Annotated in this window: 15 protein-coding genes, 1 tRNA gene and 1 pseudogene; 4 read left to right on the top strand and 13 right to left on the bottom strand. The window is 72.8% G+C overall.

What is annotated here, in order from left to right; genetic code table 11:
* Positions 1-1,348, bottom strand: a 1,348-nt coding sequence (locus tag KBB57_RS11395) for a TonB-dependent receptor (RefSeq protein WP_290750064.1), incomplete at its 3' end; no start/stop codon positions are given.
* A gap of 521 nt (positions 1,349-1,869) precedes the next feature.
* On the opposite strand from KBB57_RS11395, the gene KBB57_RS11390 reads away from it, so the two are divergent.
* Positions 1,870-3,087 (top strand): argininosuccinate synthase, encoded by a 1,218-nt coding sequence (locus KBB57_RS11390; RefSeq protein WP_290750061.1) that lies wholly within the window; start codon positions 1,870-1,872, stop codon positions 3,085-3,087.
* 251 nt (positions 3,088-3,338) lie between these two features.
* Entirely contained in the window at positions 3,339-5,294 is a 1,956-nt protein-coding gene (locus tag KBB57_RS11385) for an elongation factor G (RefSeq protein ID WP_290750058.1), read from the top strand.
* 269 nt (positions 5,295-5,563) lie between these two features.
* Here the strand turns inward: KBB57_RS11385 and KBB57_RS11380 are convergent, their stop codons facing one another.
* Together KBB57_RS11380 and rocF are read right to left on the bottom strand one after the other, a co-directional pair.
* Entirely contained in the window at positions 5,564-6,610 is a 1,047-nt protein-coding gene (locus tag KBB57_RS11380) for an ornithine cyclodeaminase (protein ID WP_290750056.1), read from the bottom strand.
* Positions 6,607-7,494, bottom strand: a complete 888-nt coding sequence (gene rocF / locus KBB57_RS11375; RefSeq protein ID WP_290750054.1) for an arginase — start codon at positions 7,492-7,494, stop codon at positions 6,607-6,609. The genes KBB57_RS11380 and rocF overlap by 4 nt, the downstream gene beginning before the upstream one ends.
* A gap of 103 nt (positions 7,495-7,597) precedes the next feature.
* Here rocF and KBB57_RS11370 point away from each other — a divergent pair, with 103 nt between their 5' ends.
* Positions 7,598-8,035, top strand: coding sequence for an Lrp/AsnC family transcriptional regulator (locus KBB57_RS11370; protein WP_290750052.1), 438 nt, complete (start codon positions 7,598-7,600; stop codon positions 8,033-8,035).
* 43 nt (positions 8,036-8,078) lie between these two features.
* Positions 8,079-8,154, top strand: a tRNA-Arg gene (locus tag KBB57_RS11365).
* Between the two features lie 12 nt (positions 8,155-8,166).
* On the opposite strand, the gene KBB57_RS11360 is transcribed toward KBB57_RS11365, so the two are convergent.
* The 10 genes and pseudogenes from KBB57_RS11360 to KBB57_RS11315 form a co-directional block, all read right to left on the bottom strand.
* Positions 8,167-8,619: a cell wall hydrolase gene (locus tag KBB57_RS11360; protein WP_290750050.1), complete on the bottom strand. Its 453-nt coding sequence runs from the start codon at positions 8,617-8,619 to the stop codon at positions 8,167-8,169.
* Between the two features lie 155 nt (positions 8,620-8,774).
* Positions 8,775-9,755: a 2-dehydropantoate 2-reductase gene (locus KBB57_RS11355; protein WP_290750047.1), complete on the bottom strand. Its 981-nt coding sequence runs from the start codon at positions 9,753-9,755 to the stop codon at positions 8,775-8,777.
* Positions 9,755-11,284: an acyl--CoA ligase gene (locus KBB57_RS11350; RefSeq protein WP_290750045.1), complete on the bottom strand. Its 1,530-nt coding sequence runs from the start codon at positions 11,282-11,284 to the stop codon at positions 9,755-9,757. The genes KBB57_RS11355 and KBB57_RS11350 overlap by 1 nt, the downstream gene beginning before the upstream one ends.
* Positions 11,285-11,530: 246 nt before the next feature.
* Positions 11,531-11,824, bottom strand: a pseudogene (locus KBB57_RS11345) (4a-hydroxytetrahydrobiopterin dehydratase); the annotation flags it as partial.
* 1 nt (position 11,825) lies between these two features.
* Positions 11,826-12,446, bottom strand: a complete 621-nt coding sequence (locus KBB57_RS11340) for a glutathione S-transferase family protein (RefSeq protein WP_290750043.1) — start codon at positions 12,444-12,446, stop codon at positions 11,826-11,828.
* Positions 12,447-12,533: 87 nt separating this feature from the next.
* Entirely contained in the window at positions 12,534-13,724 is a 1,191-nt protein-coding gene (locus KBB57_RS11335) for a GNAT family N-acetyltransferase (RefSeq protein WP_290750040.1), read from the bottom strand.
* A gap of 178 nt (positions 13,725-13,902) precedes the next feature.
* Positions 13,903-14,586, bottom strand: a complete 684-nt coding sequence (locus KBB57_RS11330) for a hypothetical protein (RefSeq protein WP_290750037.1) — start codon at positions 14,584-14,586, stop codon at positions 13,903-13,905.
* Between the two features lie 128 nt (positions 14,587-14,714).
* Positions 14,715-15,155, bottom strand: coding sequence for a VOC family protein (locus tag KBB57_RS11325; protein ID WP_290750034.1), 441 nt, complete (start codon positions 15,153-15,155; stop codon positions 14,715-14,717).
* 118 nt (positions 15,156-15,273) lie between these two features.
* Positions 15,274-15,729, bottom strand: a complete 456-nt coding sequence (locus KBB57_RS11320; protein ID WP_290750031.1) for a glyoxalase/bleomycin resistance/extradiol dioxygenase family protein — start codon at positions 15,727-15,729, stop codon at positions 15,274-15,276.
* A 33-nt stretch (positions 15,730-15,762) separates the two neighbouring features.
* On the bottom strand, positions 15,763-16,665 hold the full coding sequence (locus KBB57_RS11315; RefSeq protein ID WP_290750028.1) for a VOC family protein: 903 nt from the start codon (positions 16,663-16,665) through the stop codon (positions 15,763-15,765).
* Between the last annotated feature and the right edge of the window lie 8 nt (positions 16,666-16,673).

The following is a 16,673-nucleotide window of genomic DNA, read 5'->3' as shown; positions in this document are numbered from 1 at the left end:
ATCTCGATGCCGTCCTCGCCGAGCGGTGCAGAACCCTCCGCCAGGACCGCCCCCTCATTGCCGCAAACACCACCTTCCACTGGTGGCCCGAAGCCAGGAAGCCGACCTGATCATCCGAATCCGGTATCAGGTGGTAGACGCCGTAGACGCGCGGCGAGACGTGCCCGCCGTAGTACTCGTTGTCGTCGTAGCGCAGGCCGAGCGTCACCAGGAAGTCGTCGGTGAAGCGGATCTCGTCCTCGGCGTAGAGCGCGCCCTGCCAGACCGAGGATTCCGACCCGCCCGGGCCGGTCAGCACGTAGGTGTCCTCGATCTTCTGGTAGAGATAGGACAGGCCGAGCGTCAGGCTCTGCGGCGCGCCCCAGGTCAGCGGCATGACCGCCTTGCCGTCGAAGCCGTTGTTCCAGGCGGTGTTGGGCTGGTCCTCGCCAAGCCGGTTGCCGTGGCCGTACTCATTCTCGATCCGGTCGGCCCAGATCCGCGACTCGGTCGTGCCGAAGCCGTAGTAGCCGTAATGGGTGACGCCGACCTCGTAGCGCTTCAGCGGGAAGCCGTCATGGTCGCGCTCCGACCAGCCGCCGTTCACCTCGACCTCGTTCTCGGCGTTCGGGCGCCAGTAGAGCGTGCCGTCGAGGAACTTGTCGGTCGCCTCGGTGAAGCCCGCGAGCGAGGGATCCTCGTTGATCTCCCAGTCGTCCGCGTCGCGATGCGCCCAGGAGCCCGAGAGGCGAAAGCCCACCTGGTCGGCGAGCGGCCCGGCGAGATACATGCTCGTCAGCCAGCTGTCGCCGGCCTTGCTGTTCTCCTGGAGCGTGTAGTCCGCCGTCAGCGAGCCGGTCAGCTCGTCGGCGTCCTTCTTGGTGATGATGTTGATGACGCCGCCCATGGCGTCGGAGCCGTAGAGCGAGGACATCGGGCCGCGCACCACCTCGATGCGCTCGATCGCGTCGACCGGGATCCAGCCCGAGTCGTAGTCGTTGCCGCGGAAGAGGTTCGGGTCGGAACTGACCCGCTTGCCGTCGATCAGGAACAGCGTGTAGCGCTCCGAGAGGCCGCGGATCTGCACGGTGTTCATGTTGCCGCCGCGGCCGAGCGTGATGCCCTCGGTCTTGGAGAGCACGTCGCGCACGTTCTGCGCGGCGGTGTTGCGGATCTCCTCCTGGGTGATGACCGTGATGCTCGCCGGCGCGTCGCGCAGGTCGACCGGCCCGCCCGAGGCCGTGACGACCATGGTGTCGAGCGTCACGCCCTCGCCGGGCTCGTCGAGCGTCTGCGCCCAGGCGCCGGGCGCGAGCGCCGCGCCCGCCAGCAGCGCCGCCATCGTGTTGCGGGTCACTCTCTTCGTCATGCCATCATCCAATCGCGAGAAAGGGTGCTGGCTTTGCGAGACGCGCCGCTGGCTTCTTGGGATCCGGGCGCCCGTCCGACGCCCATGGTCCGCGGCTAGCGAATCCGAGCGCTTTAGTCGAGTTTACGGAAACCGCAGCGCGCATGACTGTGTCGGATGTGACACAGGAGAGCGCCAGCTCGTCGCCGTCAGCGCCTTATGCGGTCCTTGCGGCCGCACGACGACCTGTCCGCGGAGGAACGACGGCAGTCCGGCGCGGCGCCTGCCATCGAGGCGGAAGGCCTCGTCCTCACCGCCGGGCGCCGCATCGGCGAAGGCTTCGACGAGCGCGCAACACGCTGTTCCTGACGGCGCCTACCGCCTGGAAGGGAACCCGGAGCCCGCGCGGGCGGCCGCGATCCGTGGCCTTTGCCGTGCAGTCTCACCCGCGGTAACGCGTCCTGAACCAAGGGCGGCGGGGGTTCCTTGCCGGGCGGCGCGAAACCCGCTACCCCGCACGCGACATAGCGGAGCCGTCCCCCATGACCCCACCGAAGAAGGTCGTGCTCGCCTATTCCGGCGGCCTCGACACCTCGATCATCCTCAAGTGGCTGCAGACCGAGTACGGCTGCGAGGTGGTGACCTTCACCGCCGACCTCGGCCAGGGCGAGGAGCTGGAGCCCGCCCGGCAGAAGGCGATCCTGCTCGGGATCAAGCCGGAGAACATCCATATCGAGGACCTGCGCGAGGAGTTCGTGCGCGACTTCGTCTTCCCGATGTTCCGGGCCAACGCGGTCTACGAGGGGCTCTACCTCCTCGGCACCTCGATCGCCCGGCCGCTGATCGCCAAGCGGCTGGTGGAGATCGCCGAGGCGACCGGCGCCGACGCGGTGGCCCATGGCGCGACCGGCAAGGGCAACGACCAGGTGCGCTTCGAGCTCTCGGCCTATGCGCTCGACCCGCATATCCGGGTGATCGCGCCGTGGCGGGAATGGGACCTGACCAGCCGCACCAGGCTCATCGCCTTCGCCGAGGAGAACCAGATCCCGATCGCGCGGGACAAGCGCGGCGAGGCGCCGTTCTCGGTCGACGCGAACCTGCTGCACACCTCGTCCGAGGGCAAGGTGCTGGAGAACCCGGCCGAGGAGGCGCCGGACTACGTCTACCAGCGCACCGTCGACCCGGAGAAGGCGCCGGACGCGCCGGAATACGTCGAGATCGCCTTCGAGCGCGGCGACCCGGTCGCCATCGACGGCGAGCGGCTGACCCCGGCGGCGCTGCTGACGAAGCTGAACGCGCTCGGCGGCCGGCACGGCGTCGGGCGGCTCGACCTCGTGGAGAACCGCTTCGTCGGGATGAAGTCGCGCGGCGTCTACGAGACGCCGGGGGGGACGGTGCTGCTGGCGGCGCATCGCGGCATCGAGTCGATCACGCTCGACCGCGGCGCCGGGCACCTCAAGGACGAGCTGATGCCGCGCTATGCCGAGCTCATCTACAACGGCTTCTGGTTCTCGCCGGAGCGCGAGATGCTGCAGGCGGCGATCGACCGCAGCCAGGAGCGCGTCAACGGCACGGTGCGGGTGAAGCTCTACAAGGGCCTCGCCACGGTGGTCGGGCGCTCCTCGCCGGACAGCCTCTACTCCGAGAAGCACGTGACCTTCGAGGAGGACGCCGGCGCCTACGACCAGAAGGACGCCGCCGGCTTCATCCGCCTCAACGCGCTGCGGCTGAAGCTCCTCTCGGCCCGCGACCGGCGCTGAGGTTCCGCCCGCCTGCGGCGGGCGGACAGCCGAGCGCCTCCGCCGTCCTGCGGCGGCCCGACCAGGGCGCCGCGTCGAGGTCGCGCGGGTTCGGCCGTCGCGCCCGCGGCGCGCTGCGGCGTGGCGCGAGCGGCGCCGCCCGCGCCGCCCCGCCGTGCGGCCGGACGGCCGGCGGGCGACCAACCCGCTAGGAATCGCGCCCGACCCCGGCCTATGATCCTCCGCAACCAAGGCCGACGGGGAGAACGACCATGACGCGGACGCTGGCGGTGCTCGGCGCTTCGAACACCGGCAAATCGACGCTCGTCGACCGGTTCTGCACGCTCGAGGGCGGCGCGACGCAGCCCGCCGCGGCGCCCGGCGAGGCGCGGGTGGCGGGCTTCACGCATCTCGGCGAGCGCTGGCAGGCGATCGACGCGCCCGGCTCGATCGAGGCGCTGCACGTCGCCAAGGCGGCGCTGCTCGCGGCGGACGTGGCGGTGATCTGCGTCACCCCCGACCCGGAGGCGGCTCCGCTCGCCGCGCCCTACCTGCACGCCGTCGCCGCGGCGGGGACGCCGGCGCTGATCTTCGTCAACCGCATCGACGAGGCGACGGCGCGGATGAGCGCGCTTGTAGCCGCGCTGCAGGACTATGCCGAGCACCCGATCATCCTGCGCCAGATCCCGATCCGCGACGGCGAGCGCATCACCGGCGCGGTCGACCTCGTCTCGGAGCGCGCCTGGTCCTATCGCGAGGGCGAGCCGTCGCAGCTGATCGAGCTGCCCCCCGACCTCGCCGAGCGCGAGCACGAGGCGCGCGACCAGCTGCTGGAATCGCTCTCGGAGTTCGACGACCACCTGCTCGAGGAGCTGATCGAGGAGCGGGTGCCGCCCTCGGGCGAGGTCTATGCGCTCTGCGCCCGGGCGCTGGCCGAGAACAAGGTCGAGGAGGCGCTGATCGGCTCGGGGCTGCACGGCAACGGCGTGGTGCGGCTCCTGAAGGCGCTGCGCCACGAGGCCCCGCAGCCCGGGGCGCTGCGCGCCCGGCTGCAGGCGCAGGCGGGCCTCGCGGAGCCGCCCGCCGCCGTGGTCTTCGCCGGCGGCTACCGCAAGCACATGGGCCGGATCGCGCTCCTGCGCGCCTTCGAGGCGCTGCCGGCCACACGCCCGCTCGGCGGCCGCGCCCCCGGCCAGCTGTCGCCGGCCGACCCGCGCGAGCAGCGCCATCTCGACGAGGTCGCCGAGGGCGAGATCGTGCAGGCGGTCAAGGCCGACCATCTCGCGCCGGGGCGCCTCGCCACCCAGTCGGCGCTGCACGACGCGCCGGGCTGGACCGTGGCGCTGCCGGCGATGCTGCACCGGCTGATCGCGCCGGCGAACGAGCGGGACGGGGTGAAGCTCTCGGGCGCGTTGCAGACGCTCGCGGAATCGGACGGCGGGCTCGGGGTGACCCAGGACCCGGCGACCGGCGGGGCGCTGGCCAGCCTGCAGGGGCCGCTGCACCTGCGGCTGGTGCGCCAGCGGCTGAAGGACGCCTTCGGGCTCGAGGTGGCCGATCTCGACCCGAGCCCGGCCTATCGCGAGACGATTACCAAGGGGCATGACGTCGCCTACCGGCACAAGAAGCAGACCGGCGGCGCCGGGCAGTTCGCCGACGTGAAGATGACGATCGCGCCGGCGGCGCGGGGCGCGGGCTTCTCCTTCGCCGAGACCGTGAAGGGGGGCGCGGTGCCGCGGAACTACATCCCGGCGGTCGAGGCGGGGGCGCGCGACGCCATGGAGAAGGGGCCGCTCGGGTTCCCGGTCGTCGACGTGGCGGTGACGCTGACCGACGGGCAGGCCCATGCGGTGGACAGCTCGGACATGGCCTTCCGCATCGCCGGCCGCCGCGGCGTCGGCGAGGCGCTGGAGGCGGCCGGGGCGGTGCTGCTGCAGCCGATCCACCGCGTCGCCATCCACGCGCCCTCGATCTTCACCGGCGGCTTCGGGCCGATCGTCTCGGCGCTGCACGGCCAGCCGCTCGGCTTCGAGCCGGACCCGGAGGCGCGGGGCTGGGAGGTGTTCGAGGCGCTGCTCCCCGCGGCGGCGCTGCCGGGGCTCGCCAACGACGTGCGGGCGGCGACGCAGGGCGTGGGCTGGTTCTCCGAGGCGTTCGACCATTACGAGGAGTTGCACGGCAAGGCGGCGGAGCGCATCGTGCAGGACCACGCGCGCGAGCCGGCCTGACGGGGGGCGCCCGGCCCTTTGAGATGGCGGCTCGAAGCTCCGGCGCTCGCAAGGCTGCCTGTCCTTGCGCCCCGCCCCGGGCGCGGCCCGGGGGGCCGCGCGGCCGCCTTTGCGGCCACAAGGAGCGCGCAGGTGCGCGCAGAGTCTTCTTTGCTTGTTTTCCGCCTGTTGGCGGAAAACCGACTGCTCTCCAGGTTAGCAAACCTGAATGAAAGCCTTGGGGCGCGCGCGCCCGAGCCGGCCCGGCGTCGCGCGGCGGCGGGCGCGGGTCAGACGGCGGCGGCGCGCATCAGCATGCCGTAGAGGTCGCGGGGATCGTCGGGGTCGGCGACGAGGTCGAGGGCCTCGCCGAGGCCGGTCGCGGAGAGCCGCTCGCGGACGTAGCGCAGGGCGGAAAAGTCCTCGATGGCGAAGCCGACCGAGTCGAAGAGGGTGATCGCCGCGGCCGAGCGCCGGCCGGGCGCGAGGCCGGCCACCACGCGCCACAGCTCGGTGACCGGGTGGTCGGGGGCGAGCTGCTGGATCTCGCCCTCGACCCGGGTCTGCGGCGGGTGCTCGACGAAGATGTCCGCGCGCATCAGGATGTCGCGGTGCAGCTCGGTCTTGCCCGGGCAGTCGCCGCCGATCGCGTTGATGTGGACGCCGGCGCCGACCATGTTGTCGGTCAGGATGGTCGCCCGGGCCTTGTCGGCCGTGCAGGTGGTGACGATCTGCGCCCCCTCGATCGCCTCCTCCGCCGTCCGGCAGGCGGTGACCGCGAGGCCGGCCGCGGCGAGGTTGCGGCAGCTCTTCTCGGTCGCGGCGGGGTCGAGGTCCCAGAGGCGCACCGTGTCCGCGCCGCAGATCGCGCGGAAGGCCAGCGCCTGGAACTCGCATTGCGCGCCGTTGCCGATGATGGCGTGGGTTCGCGCCCCCGCGGGCGCCAGATGGCGGGCGGCCACGGCGGAGGTTGCGGCGGTGCGGAAGGCGGTCAGCAGCGTCATCTCGGAGAGGAGGAGCGGGTAGCCGGTGGCGACGTCGGCCAGCATCCCGAAGGCGGCCACGGTCTGGCGGCCGTCGCGGGCGTTGCCGGGATGGCCGTTCACGTACTTGAAGCCGTAGGTGGCGCCGTCGGAGGTCGGCATCAGCTCGATGACGCCGCCGGCGCTGTGGCTCGCCACGCGCGGCGTGCGCTCGAAGCTCTCCCACCGCGTGAGGTCCGCCTCGATCCGCTGGCCGAGCTCGGTCAGGAAGCGCTCGATCCCGGTGGCGTGGACGAGCCGCATCATGTGGTCGACGCTGACGAAGGGCACGAGGTTCAGGGCGGCGACGGTCATGTCCTTCTCCCCAGCAGCCGCGCCGCCAGCTCGACCATCAGCCGGGCCGTGCGGCCGCCGCGGTCGAGGCGGGGGTTGAGCTCGACGAGGTCGAGGCTCGCCACCCGGCCGGAGGCGCGCAGGCGGTCCATCGCCGCCAGCGCCGCCCGCCGCCCCGCGCCTGCGGGGACGGTGGTGCCGACCGCCGGCGCGAGGCCGGGATCGAGGAAGTCGACGTCGAGGCTCACGTGCAGGAGGCCGTCCTCCGCCGCCACGCGGGAGAGGAACGCGGTCAGCGCCCGGCCGAGCCCGGGCACGCCGTGCGCCGCCACGCCCGCCTCGGCGAGCGCCCCCGCCTCGGCCGGATCGACGCTGCGCACCCCGAGCATGCAGACCCGCCGCGGATCGACCGGCGCGGCGAGCGCCGGGAAGTAGCCCTCGAACCCCGGCCGCCCGGTGGCGTAGGCCGCGGGCGTGCCGTGCAGGTTGCCGCTCGTGGTGGTGTCGAGGGTGTGGAAGTCCGGGTGCGCGTCGAGCCAGAGCAGGAAGAGCGGCCGCCCCAGCGCCGCCGCCCGCCGCGCCATCCCGGTCACCGTCCCGGCAGACAGGCTGTGGTCGCCGCCGAGGAAGACCGGCACGCCGCCCTCCGAGGCGGCCAGCGCCGCCTCGGCCAGCGCCTCGGTCCAGGCGGAGACCTCGGGCAGCGCCTTCAGCGCCGCGTTGCCGTGGCAGAGCGGGCGGGCCTGTCGCGGCGCGACGTCGCCGAGGTCGACGGCCCCGAGCGCCGCGCCGATGCCGGCGGCGCGCAGCGCCCGCGGCCCCAGCGCGCAGCCGGGCCGGCCCGCGCCCTCCTCGACCGGCGCCCCGACGAGGCGGATTTGCGATGCAGCGTGAATGTGTCCCATGCCGCAATGCGACATCACGGGCGCGGCGAGGTTGAGAGACTGGATTGGCGCATCCGGCAGGCCGATCTATCATATCGGCAGACGAATCTACCGGATCGGCAAATTGGACCCGCTCGACCAGAAGCTGGTGTCGCTCTTGCGGCACGACGCCCGCCGCTCCGTCTCGGACCTCGCGGTCGAGCTCGACGTCGCGCGCGCCACGGTGCGCGCCCGCATCGCCCGGCTGGAGGCGCGCGGCGAGATCCTCGGCTATACGGTGATCCTGCCCGCCGACGCGGTCGAGGCGGCGGTCCGCGGGGTCATGCTGATCGCCATCGACGGCCAGACCACGGCGAAGGTGATCCGCGCCCTCGGCGCGATGCCCGAGGTCGCCGCCCTCCACACCACCAACGGCCGCTGGGATCTGGTGGTCGAGCTCGGCGCCGCGAGCCTCGCCGACTTCGACGCGACGCTGCGCCGCATCCGCCTGCTGCCCGGGGTGGCGACGAGCGAGACGAGCCTCCTGCTCACCACCCCCCGCTCCACCCGCGCCCGCCTGTGAAGCCTTGGCCTCGCGGCCCGCTTCGGGCTAAGAAGGCCCTGCCGTCCCCGTAGCTCAGCGGATAGAGCGATCGCCTCCTAAGCGATAGGTCACAGGTTCAAGTCCTGTCGGGGACGCCAAAGGCGCCGGCGTCAGCGGTAGAACACGTTCCCGCCGATCACCCCCACCCGGGGCCGCTTCGAGAAGAAGCCGCCCGGCCGCGCCTTGGCTGAGTGGAAGTAGAGCGCGCCGCTCGTCGGGTCGCCGCCGCCGGCCAGCACCGCCGAGGCGGCCTGCTCGGCGCCGCGGCGCTTGACCTTGTCGCGCAACGCCAGCGACCGGCCGGAGCAGCGGTAGGAGAACTGGCAGCCCTGCTTGACCACCCCGCAGACCGAGCCCGGGAAGCGCGGGTCGCGCGTCCGGTTCAGGATCACGTGGCCGACCGCCTGCTGCGAGGCCGCGCTCGGCGCCGCCTCGAAATAGATCGCCTCGGTCAGGCAGGCCTGCTCGGCCTGCGTCCGGCCCGAGGATTCGTTCGCCTGCGCCATCGGCGCCAGCGAGAACGCGAGAAGGACGGTCGCGATGGTCTTGGTCGCAAGGCGCATCGTCACGCTCCCTTGGCAGTTCCTGGGAACGCGAAACTGCCATGCTGCGTTGCAGCAGGTCGACCCGCCGCTGACCTGTCGGCGGTTTTCCGCGCGCAACCCTTGCAGACTCAAAGGAAAATGACGCTCTGCAGCATAATCGCCGCAGCGCAGCATCAGCTCGGGTAGAGCCCCGCCTCGCGGGCCCGGAGCCGAATCAGCCCGAGAATCGCGTCGAGGACCGGCGTCGCCACGCCGGTCAGCCCGCCCAGCTCCTGCACCGCGCCGACCAGCGCGTCGATCTCCAGCGGCCGGCCGGCCTCGAGATCCTGGAGCATCGAGGTGCGGTGCGCGCCCACCGCGGCGGCGCCCTCGATCCGGCGGTCGACGTCGATCGGGAAGCGCACGCCGAGCGCCTCGCCGACCGCCTGCGCCTCCAGCATCATCGCCCGCGCCACGCCGCGCGTCCCCGGATCGGCGCAGATGTCCTCCAGCGTCGCCAGCGTCAGCGCCGAGATCGGGTTGAAGCTGAGATTGCCCCAGAGCTTCACCCAGATCTCGTCGCGGATGCGCGGCCGCACCGGCGCCCGCAGCCCCGCCGCCTCCAGCGCCGCCGCGAGGCGCAGCGCCCGCTCCGACCGCTCCCCCGTCGGCTCGCCGAGCGAGAAGCGGTTGCCCTCGACGTGGCGGACCACCCCGGGCTCGGCCACCTCGGCCGCCGGGTAGACCACGCAGCCCAGCACCCGCTCCGGCCGGAAGGCGTCCCACTGCACCCCGCCCGGGTCGACGCTCGCGAGCCGGGCATCGGCGAGCGGCCCCTCCAGCCCGTGGAAATACCACCACGGCACGCCGTTGACCCCGCTCACCAGCGTGCTCTCCGGCCCGAGGAGCGGCAGGATCGCCGGCACGGCGGCCGGGACCGAATGCGCCTTCAGGGTCAGCACCACGTAGTCCTGCGGCCCCAGCTCTGCCGCGTCGGCGGTCGCCCGCACCGGCACGGTGAAGCTCCCGCCCGCCTCGACCAGCGTCAGCCCGCGCGCCTGCATCGCCGCGAGATGCGGACCGCGCGCCACCACGCTCACCTCGGCGCCGGCGCGCGCCAGCCTCGCGGCCATGTAGCCGCCGATCGCCCCGGCGCCGAAGACGCAGATCCGCATCAGCCCTCGCCGAGCCCGAGCTTCGCCGCGAGCCCGATGCGCATCAGCTTGCCGGTCGCGCCCTTGGGGATCTCGGCGAGGATCACCACGCGGCGCGGCGTCTTGAACTCCGCGAGCCGCGTCCGCGCGAACTCCCGGATGTCGGCCTCGCTCGCCTCGGCCCCCTCGCGGAGCACGACCGCGGCGGCCACCTCCTCGCCGAGCTTCGGGTGCGGCAGCGCGAAGGTCACCACCTGCGCCACCGCGGGGTGATCCATCAGCACCGCGTCGACCTCGAGCGGGCTCACCTTCTCGCCGCCGCGGTTGATGATCTCCTTGAGCCGGCCGGTCAGGCCGAGATAGCCCTCGGCGTCGAAGGCCCCCTGGTCGCCGGTGCGGAACCAGCGCCGCCCCTCGGCCTCGAAGAAGCTCTTGCGGTTGGCCTCGGGGTTCGCCTCGTAGCCGGGCGTCACGTTCGGCCCGGAGATCACCACCTCGCCGGTCGCGCCGGGGGTGAGCCGGTCCTCGGCCTCGTGGGCGATCCGGACCTCCGGCCCCGCGGCGACGCCGACCGAGCCGGGCTTCTGCGCCCGGGGCGGCAGCGGGTTCGAGCACATCTGGTGCGTCGCCTCGGTCATGCCGTAGCTCTCGATCACCGGGCAGGCGAAGGTCTCGGCGAGCGCGACCATCACCTGCGGCGGCAGCGAGGCCGACGACGAGCGGATGAGCCGAAGTCCCGCGGCGCGCACCGTCTCCGCGTTCCGCGCCGAGCGCGCGAGGATCGCCTGGTGCATCGTCGGCACCGCGGTGTACCAGGTCGGCTTCGCCGCGTGGAGCCAGCCGAAGAAGCGCAGCGCGTCGAAGCCGGGCGCGCACCAGACCGAGCCGCCGGCGGCGAGGCTCGCGGTCACGGCGGCCACGAGCCCGTGGATGTGGAAGAGCGGCATCACGTTCAGGCATCGGTCGCCGGGCGCGAGCGCCAGCGCCGCGCCGATGTTCCTCGCCGAGGCGGCGAGGTTCGCGTGCAGCAGCGGCACGATCTTCGGCCGCGAGGTGGTGCCGGAGGTGTGCAGGATCAGCGCGATGTCCTCCGCCTCGGCCTCGGCGCCGAAGGCAGGCGGCCCGGCCTTGGTCTCGGCGCGCAGACGGAACCGCCCCGCCGGCCCCTCCGCCGCCAGCCGCAGCACCGCGAGCCCGCGCGCCGCCGCCGCCTCGGCCGCCGGACCCTCCGCGCCCTCGGCGAGCACGATCGCCTTCGCGCCGAGGTCGTCGAGGTAGAAGTCGAACTCGTCGCGCCGGTAGGCCGGGTTGAGCGGCGCCGTCGTCGCCGCCTGCGCGATGGTCACGAAGGCCGCCGCCATCTCCGGCCCGTTCGGCAGCACGATCGCCACCCGGTCGCCGCGGGCGATCCCCGCCTCGGCGAGCGTCGCCCGCACCTCGTGCGCGAGCTGGCGGAGCCCGCCGAAGCCCAGCCATTCCCGCTCCGGCGCGCCGAGCGCCGGCGCGTCCGAGGGGTGGCTGGCGATCAGCGAGGCGAGCGTGGCGGTCATGGCGTCATCCCCCGGTTCGAACCCCGACGTTGGCCGCCCGCGCCCGCGAGATCAACCCCCGACGCGGCACGCCCGCAGCAAGGATCCGTTAACCCGCCACCACGTTAAATCAATGGCTTAGCGAATATTCACGCGTGAACACCTTCGGGATCGCGGGCCGGTTCACGCCGGCCCGCCCTCCCGGGCATGGATCTGGCACAGGCATTCCACCGGCTCGGAATGGTCGCGCTGGACCTCCACCTCCGGGCCGGCCAGCGCGTCGAGCTTGCCGGCGAGCTTCAGGTCGAGGCCCGACAGGCCCCGGCAGTCATGGGTGGTCAGCGTCACGTCCACCACGTTGTAGATGTTCGTCCACTCCGGGTGGTGGTTCAGCTTCTCGGCGTGGAGCGCCGCGCGGGACATGAAGCCCCAGGCCTCGACGAAGCTCCGGAACTTCCACACCTTGCGGATCGCGTCGCGGCCCTCGACCGCGCCCCAGCCGGCCGCGCCCAGCGCCGGCAGCGCCGCGGTCCGCTCCGCCTCGGTCAGCAGCTCGGCCATGTCAGCTCGCCTCCGCCATGGCGGCCTCGTTGGCCGCGTTGGCCCGCGCCAGCGCCGGCCGCACCGCCAGCCGGTCCCAGTAGGCCTTGAAGGCCGGCCGCGCCTCGATCGAGCCGAACATCAGCCCCCAGCCGATCTGCGAGCCGAAATAGACGTCGGCCGCGGTGAAGCGGTCGCCGGCGACGAAGGGGCCCGTCTCCAGCGCCCGCTCGATGGTGTCCATCACCGCCTCGAACGAGCCGTAGCCGACCATCCCCCGCCGGTCCTCCGGCGGCGCGAAGCCGAGCGCCTTGTTGGTGACCGCGGCCTCCAGCGGCCCCGCCGCGAAGAACAGCCAGCGATAGTAGCCCGCCCGCTCCCCCGGCCGCGGCGCGAGCCCGGCCTCGGGGAAGGTGTCGGCCAGGTAGGCGCAGATCGCCGCCGCCTCGGTCACCACGGCGTGGCCATGGACGAGCGTCGGCACCTTGCCCATGGGGTTGACCGCGAGGAACTCCGGGGTGCGCATCGCCGGGCCGAACTCGAGGAACTCGGCGCGGTAGGGCGCGCCCACCTCCTCGAGCATCCAGTGCGCGATCCGCCCCCGCGAGCGGGGATTGGTGTAGAGAACGATCCCTTGGGTCATCGGACCCCTCCTTCTGGCAGTCGCCGCGCAACATAGCGGCTCCGCCGCCGGTGTCACCCGGTCCCGCGTCCGGGGTCGGTCGGGGGCTCAGTCCTCCTCCGGCCCCCCGCCGCGGCGGAACGGGCCGTAGGCGGCCAGCGCCTCGATCTCGCGGCCCACCGCCCGCCGCTCGGCGTCGAGATACTCCGCCACCGCCCGGCGCAGCGCCGGCAGGGCGATCCAGTGCAGCGAATGCGTCTCGGTCGGCAGGTAGCCGCGGGCGAGCTTGTGCTCGCCCTGCGCCCCCGCCTCGACGCGGGCGAGCCCGGCGGCGATCGCCCAGTCGATGGCCTGGTAGTAGCAGAGCTCGAAATGCAGGAACGGATGGTCCTCGACGCAGCCCCAATAGCGGCCGTAGAGCGTGTCGCGGCCGATGAAGTTCAGCGCCCCGGCCACCCAGCGGCCCTCCCGCCGGGCGAGCGCCAGCAGCGCGTCGTCGCGCATCGTCGCCTGCACCCGGTCGAAGAACCCCCGCGTCAGGTAGGGCCGCCCCCATTTGCGCGACCCGGTGTCCTGATAGAAGCGCCAGAAGGCGTCCCAGTGCGCCGGCTCGATGGCGTCGTCGGTCAGCGCGACGATCTCGCCGCCGAAACCCTGCGCCAGCGCGCGCTCCTTGCGGATCGCCTTCCGCTTGCGCGAGGCGAGGTCGGCGAGGAATCCGTCGAAATCGGCATAGCCGCGGTTGACCCAGTGGAACTGCTGGGTGGTCCGGGCCAGCAGGCCGGCGGCCTCGCCCCACTCGCGCTCCGCGGCGGTGCAGAAGGTGACGTGGAAGGACGAGAGCCCGTTCCGCCCGGCGATCGTCGTCGCCGCCTCGAGCAGCGCGGCGCGGCCCGTCGCCTCGAAGCCCGGCCGGGTGAGGAACCGCCGGCCGGTCGCCGGGGTGAAGGGCGCCGCCGATTGCAGCTTGGGATAATAGCGCCCGCCCGCCCGCTCCAGCGCGTCCGCCCAGCCGTGGTCGAAGATATACTCGCCCTGGCTGTGGCTCTTGGCGTAGAGCGGCATCGCCGCGATCGCCACGCCGCCCTGCCGCGCCACCAGATGCCGCGGCGCCCAGCCCGTCCGCGGCCCGACCGAGCCCGAGTCCTCCAGCGCCGCGAGGAACCGGTGGGTGGTGAAGGGATCGACGGGCCGGCCGCCCCCGGCGGCCTCGGGCGCGGCGCAGGCGTCCCATTCGGCGTCGGCGATATCGCCGACGCCCCCGAGCACGCTCACCTCGATGGTCTCGCCGCCGTCCATTCTACCGCCCGAAACGCCTGCGGCGTCCCCCGAGTTCCGTTCCGACCAAGGCCCCCGACGACGCCCGCGACGAGACGGCGACGAGGCGACGCGGAGCGAGGAGAACCCGGTGTTCACGCCGCATCGCCGCGCCGGCGGACCGGCGCGACGAAGCGCATCCTATATCTCCGGGGACGCCTCAGGAACAGGCGAGATCGCCGGCGCGCCGACGCATCAGGAAGGCCTGCCACGACCGACGGGTTGCCCCCAGCCCGGCCAGCAGGAGACCCGTCAACATCAGCAAGCCAGCCGGAGGGACCGGAACCACGACGGTGGAGTCGCGCAGTCGGCCCACCTCTCCAAACCACCAGCGATCGCGGAAACCCTGGCCGGAAGAGTAGGTCGCGCCGGCACGATAGGCGAAGCTCAGGTATTGGTCGCCCGAGGCCAGCGCCGCGGCGACCAGTTGGGTCACGTCGACCTCCAGCCGCCCCGGCTGACCGAGATGGGAGAACTTGCGGACCAGACTGCCCGAGTTCCACTCGTCCACGCTCACGACGCCGTCTCCCGCAAACGAATAGACCTTCAAGGCTCCGTCTTCGCCGTTCGGGTCACTGTTGGACAACGGAATCACCAGCTTCGCGAAGCGCGGGGCGGCCGTCAGGGTCGTCACGTCGAAATGAGCGATGGTCCTGTCTTCCATATCAGGGAATTTCTTTGCGGCCTGGAAGCCCAGCACCAGGATCTCGTTCGAGATGTCGCGGAGGCCCGTGATGCTCGATGCGTGGATCGTCGCGGCCTCGGCCGTCGGGGCATAGAGAACCAGCAGCGAGATCAGCGAGCCACGCACGTTGAACATGCGACGAATCCAGGCCATGACCATCTGGCGCTCCCCACCTATCAACCGATAGAGTGCTCAAATATACGCCAGACAGGGCAGGCCTCGCAACTATGCGTTGGCGGCGGCGAACCGCCCTGCGTCACGCCGGGACGTCCCCGAAGGTGGCGTGCTCAGGCGGCATCGAGCGTGGCGATGTCGAGCTTGCCCATCTGCACCATGGCGGCGAAGATGCGGGGGCCGCGCTCGGGGTCGGCGAGGAGGTCGCCGATGCTGGCCGGGCAGACCTGCCACCAGAGACCGAAGCGGTCGCGGAGCCAGCCGCAGCGGCCGTGCTCGCCGCCTTGGGCGAGCGCCTCCCAGAGCCGGTCGATCTCCGCCTGCCCGGCGCAGGCCACGACCAGCGAGACGGCCATCGAGGGCGCGCAGTCGGGGCCGGCGTCGAGCGCGAGGTGGAGGCGGCCGCCGAGCTCGAACTCCACGGCCAGGACGGCTCCGCCGTCGCGCCGGATCGTCCGCAGGCGCCGGGCGCCGGGCAGGACGGCGCAGTAGAAGTCGACAGCCGCCTCGGCCTTGCCGGGCAGGAGCAGGCACGGAAGGATGCGGTCCGACATGGGCGACTCCGCGATCGCCGCGCTGCGGCGGCGGTTTCTGGGACGGCCCCGCGCGGGGGGGGGGCCGCGGCTGGGTTGGAAAGAGGCCGGGACGCGGAGCGCGCGCGCCCCGCGCCTGCTAGAGGGACCGCTGCTCGGGGCCGGCCTCGAGGACGCCCCAGAGGACGCCGAACGGGTCCTTGAGCAGGCCCCACCAGTCGCCCCAGAACTGCTTCTCGTAAGGCATCACGATGTCGCAGCCCGCCTCGACCGCGCGCTTCCACCAGGCGTGGCCGTCGTCGACGACGAGCTGGAGGTGCAGCCCGGAAGGCGCGGGGCGCTGGTCGGCCGACATGCCGTCCGACATCATCAGCGCGCCGCCGTTGATCTCGATCTGCACATGCATGTGCCGGCCGGGGTTCTGCGGATCCGCCATCGAGCCGAGGTCGCGGGCGCCGAAGGCGCGGGCGTAGAACCCGGCCGCCTCGGCGGCGCGGCCGTTCATGTCGAGATAGGGGATGACGCCGCTCATCACCTCGGCGGAGGGGCGGGTCGTCGTGCGGGGATCGGCCGTCTGGATCTCGTCGTCGGGCATGGGGTCGGTCCTCTCGTCCGGTGGATTTCGGGCTCAGGCCGCGAACGCGGCCTCGAGCGTGGCGATGTCGATCTTCCGCATCTCCATGAAGGCGGCCATCACCCGGTCGGCGGCCTCGCGGTCCGGGCCGGAGAGCATCCGCGCGGCCTCGCGCGGCGCGATCTGCCACGAGACGCCGAAGCGGTCCTTGAGCCAGCCGCAGGCCTCGGCGTCGGGCTCCGCCGACAGCGCGGCCCAGAGGCGGTCGATCTCGGCCTGGTCGTCACACTGGACCAGCAGCGAGAAGGCCTCGTTGAAGCCGAAGCCGTGCGCCATGGCGCTGTCCATCGCCATGAAGGTCTCGCCGGCGAGGCGGAACTGGGCGTGCTTGACCGCGCCGGCCGGGTCGGGGCTCTCGGCCCCGTCCCAGCGCAGGACGCCGTCGACGGACGAGTCGGGCAGGAGGCCGGTCCAGAGCTTCATAGCCTCCTCGGCGCGGCCGGCGTTGGCGCCGGTGAACATCAGGCTCGGGACGACGGCGCGTCCCGACGCGGCCGGGTCGCCGAGGGCGATCTGCCACGTCAGGCCCCAGCGGTCGGCGAGCCAGCCGTAGCGCGGGGCCCAGGGATAGGCGTCGATCGGCATCAGCGCCTGTCCGCCGTCGAGGAGCCCGTCCCAGGCGCGGTCGACGTCGCCGCGGTCGGCAAGGGTGACGAAGAGCGAGATCGCCGGGGTGAAGCGGAACAGCGGGCCGCCGTTCAGCGCGACGATCTCCGTCCCGCCGAGCACGAGGTCGACCGTCATCGTCGATCCCGGCTCCTGTCCGTGGACCTCCTGCCCAGCCGCGCCGTAGCGCGTCACCGCGCCGACGGCCGATCCGGGGATGAGCGAGGCGTAGAGGGCGGCCGCCGCCTCGGCGGCGCCGTCGTACCAGAGATGCGGGACGATCTTCTGCATCGGCGGCC

The sequence above is a fragment of the Amaricoccus sp. genome, assembly GCF_017993425.1.
Lineage (GTDB): Bacteria > Pseudomonadota > Alphaproteobacteria > Rhodobacterales > Rhodobacteraceae > Amaricoccus.
The sequence above is the reverse complement of the archived record's forward strand: the minus strand, read 5'-3'. Positions and strand labels throughout refer to the sequence as shown.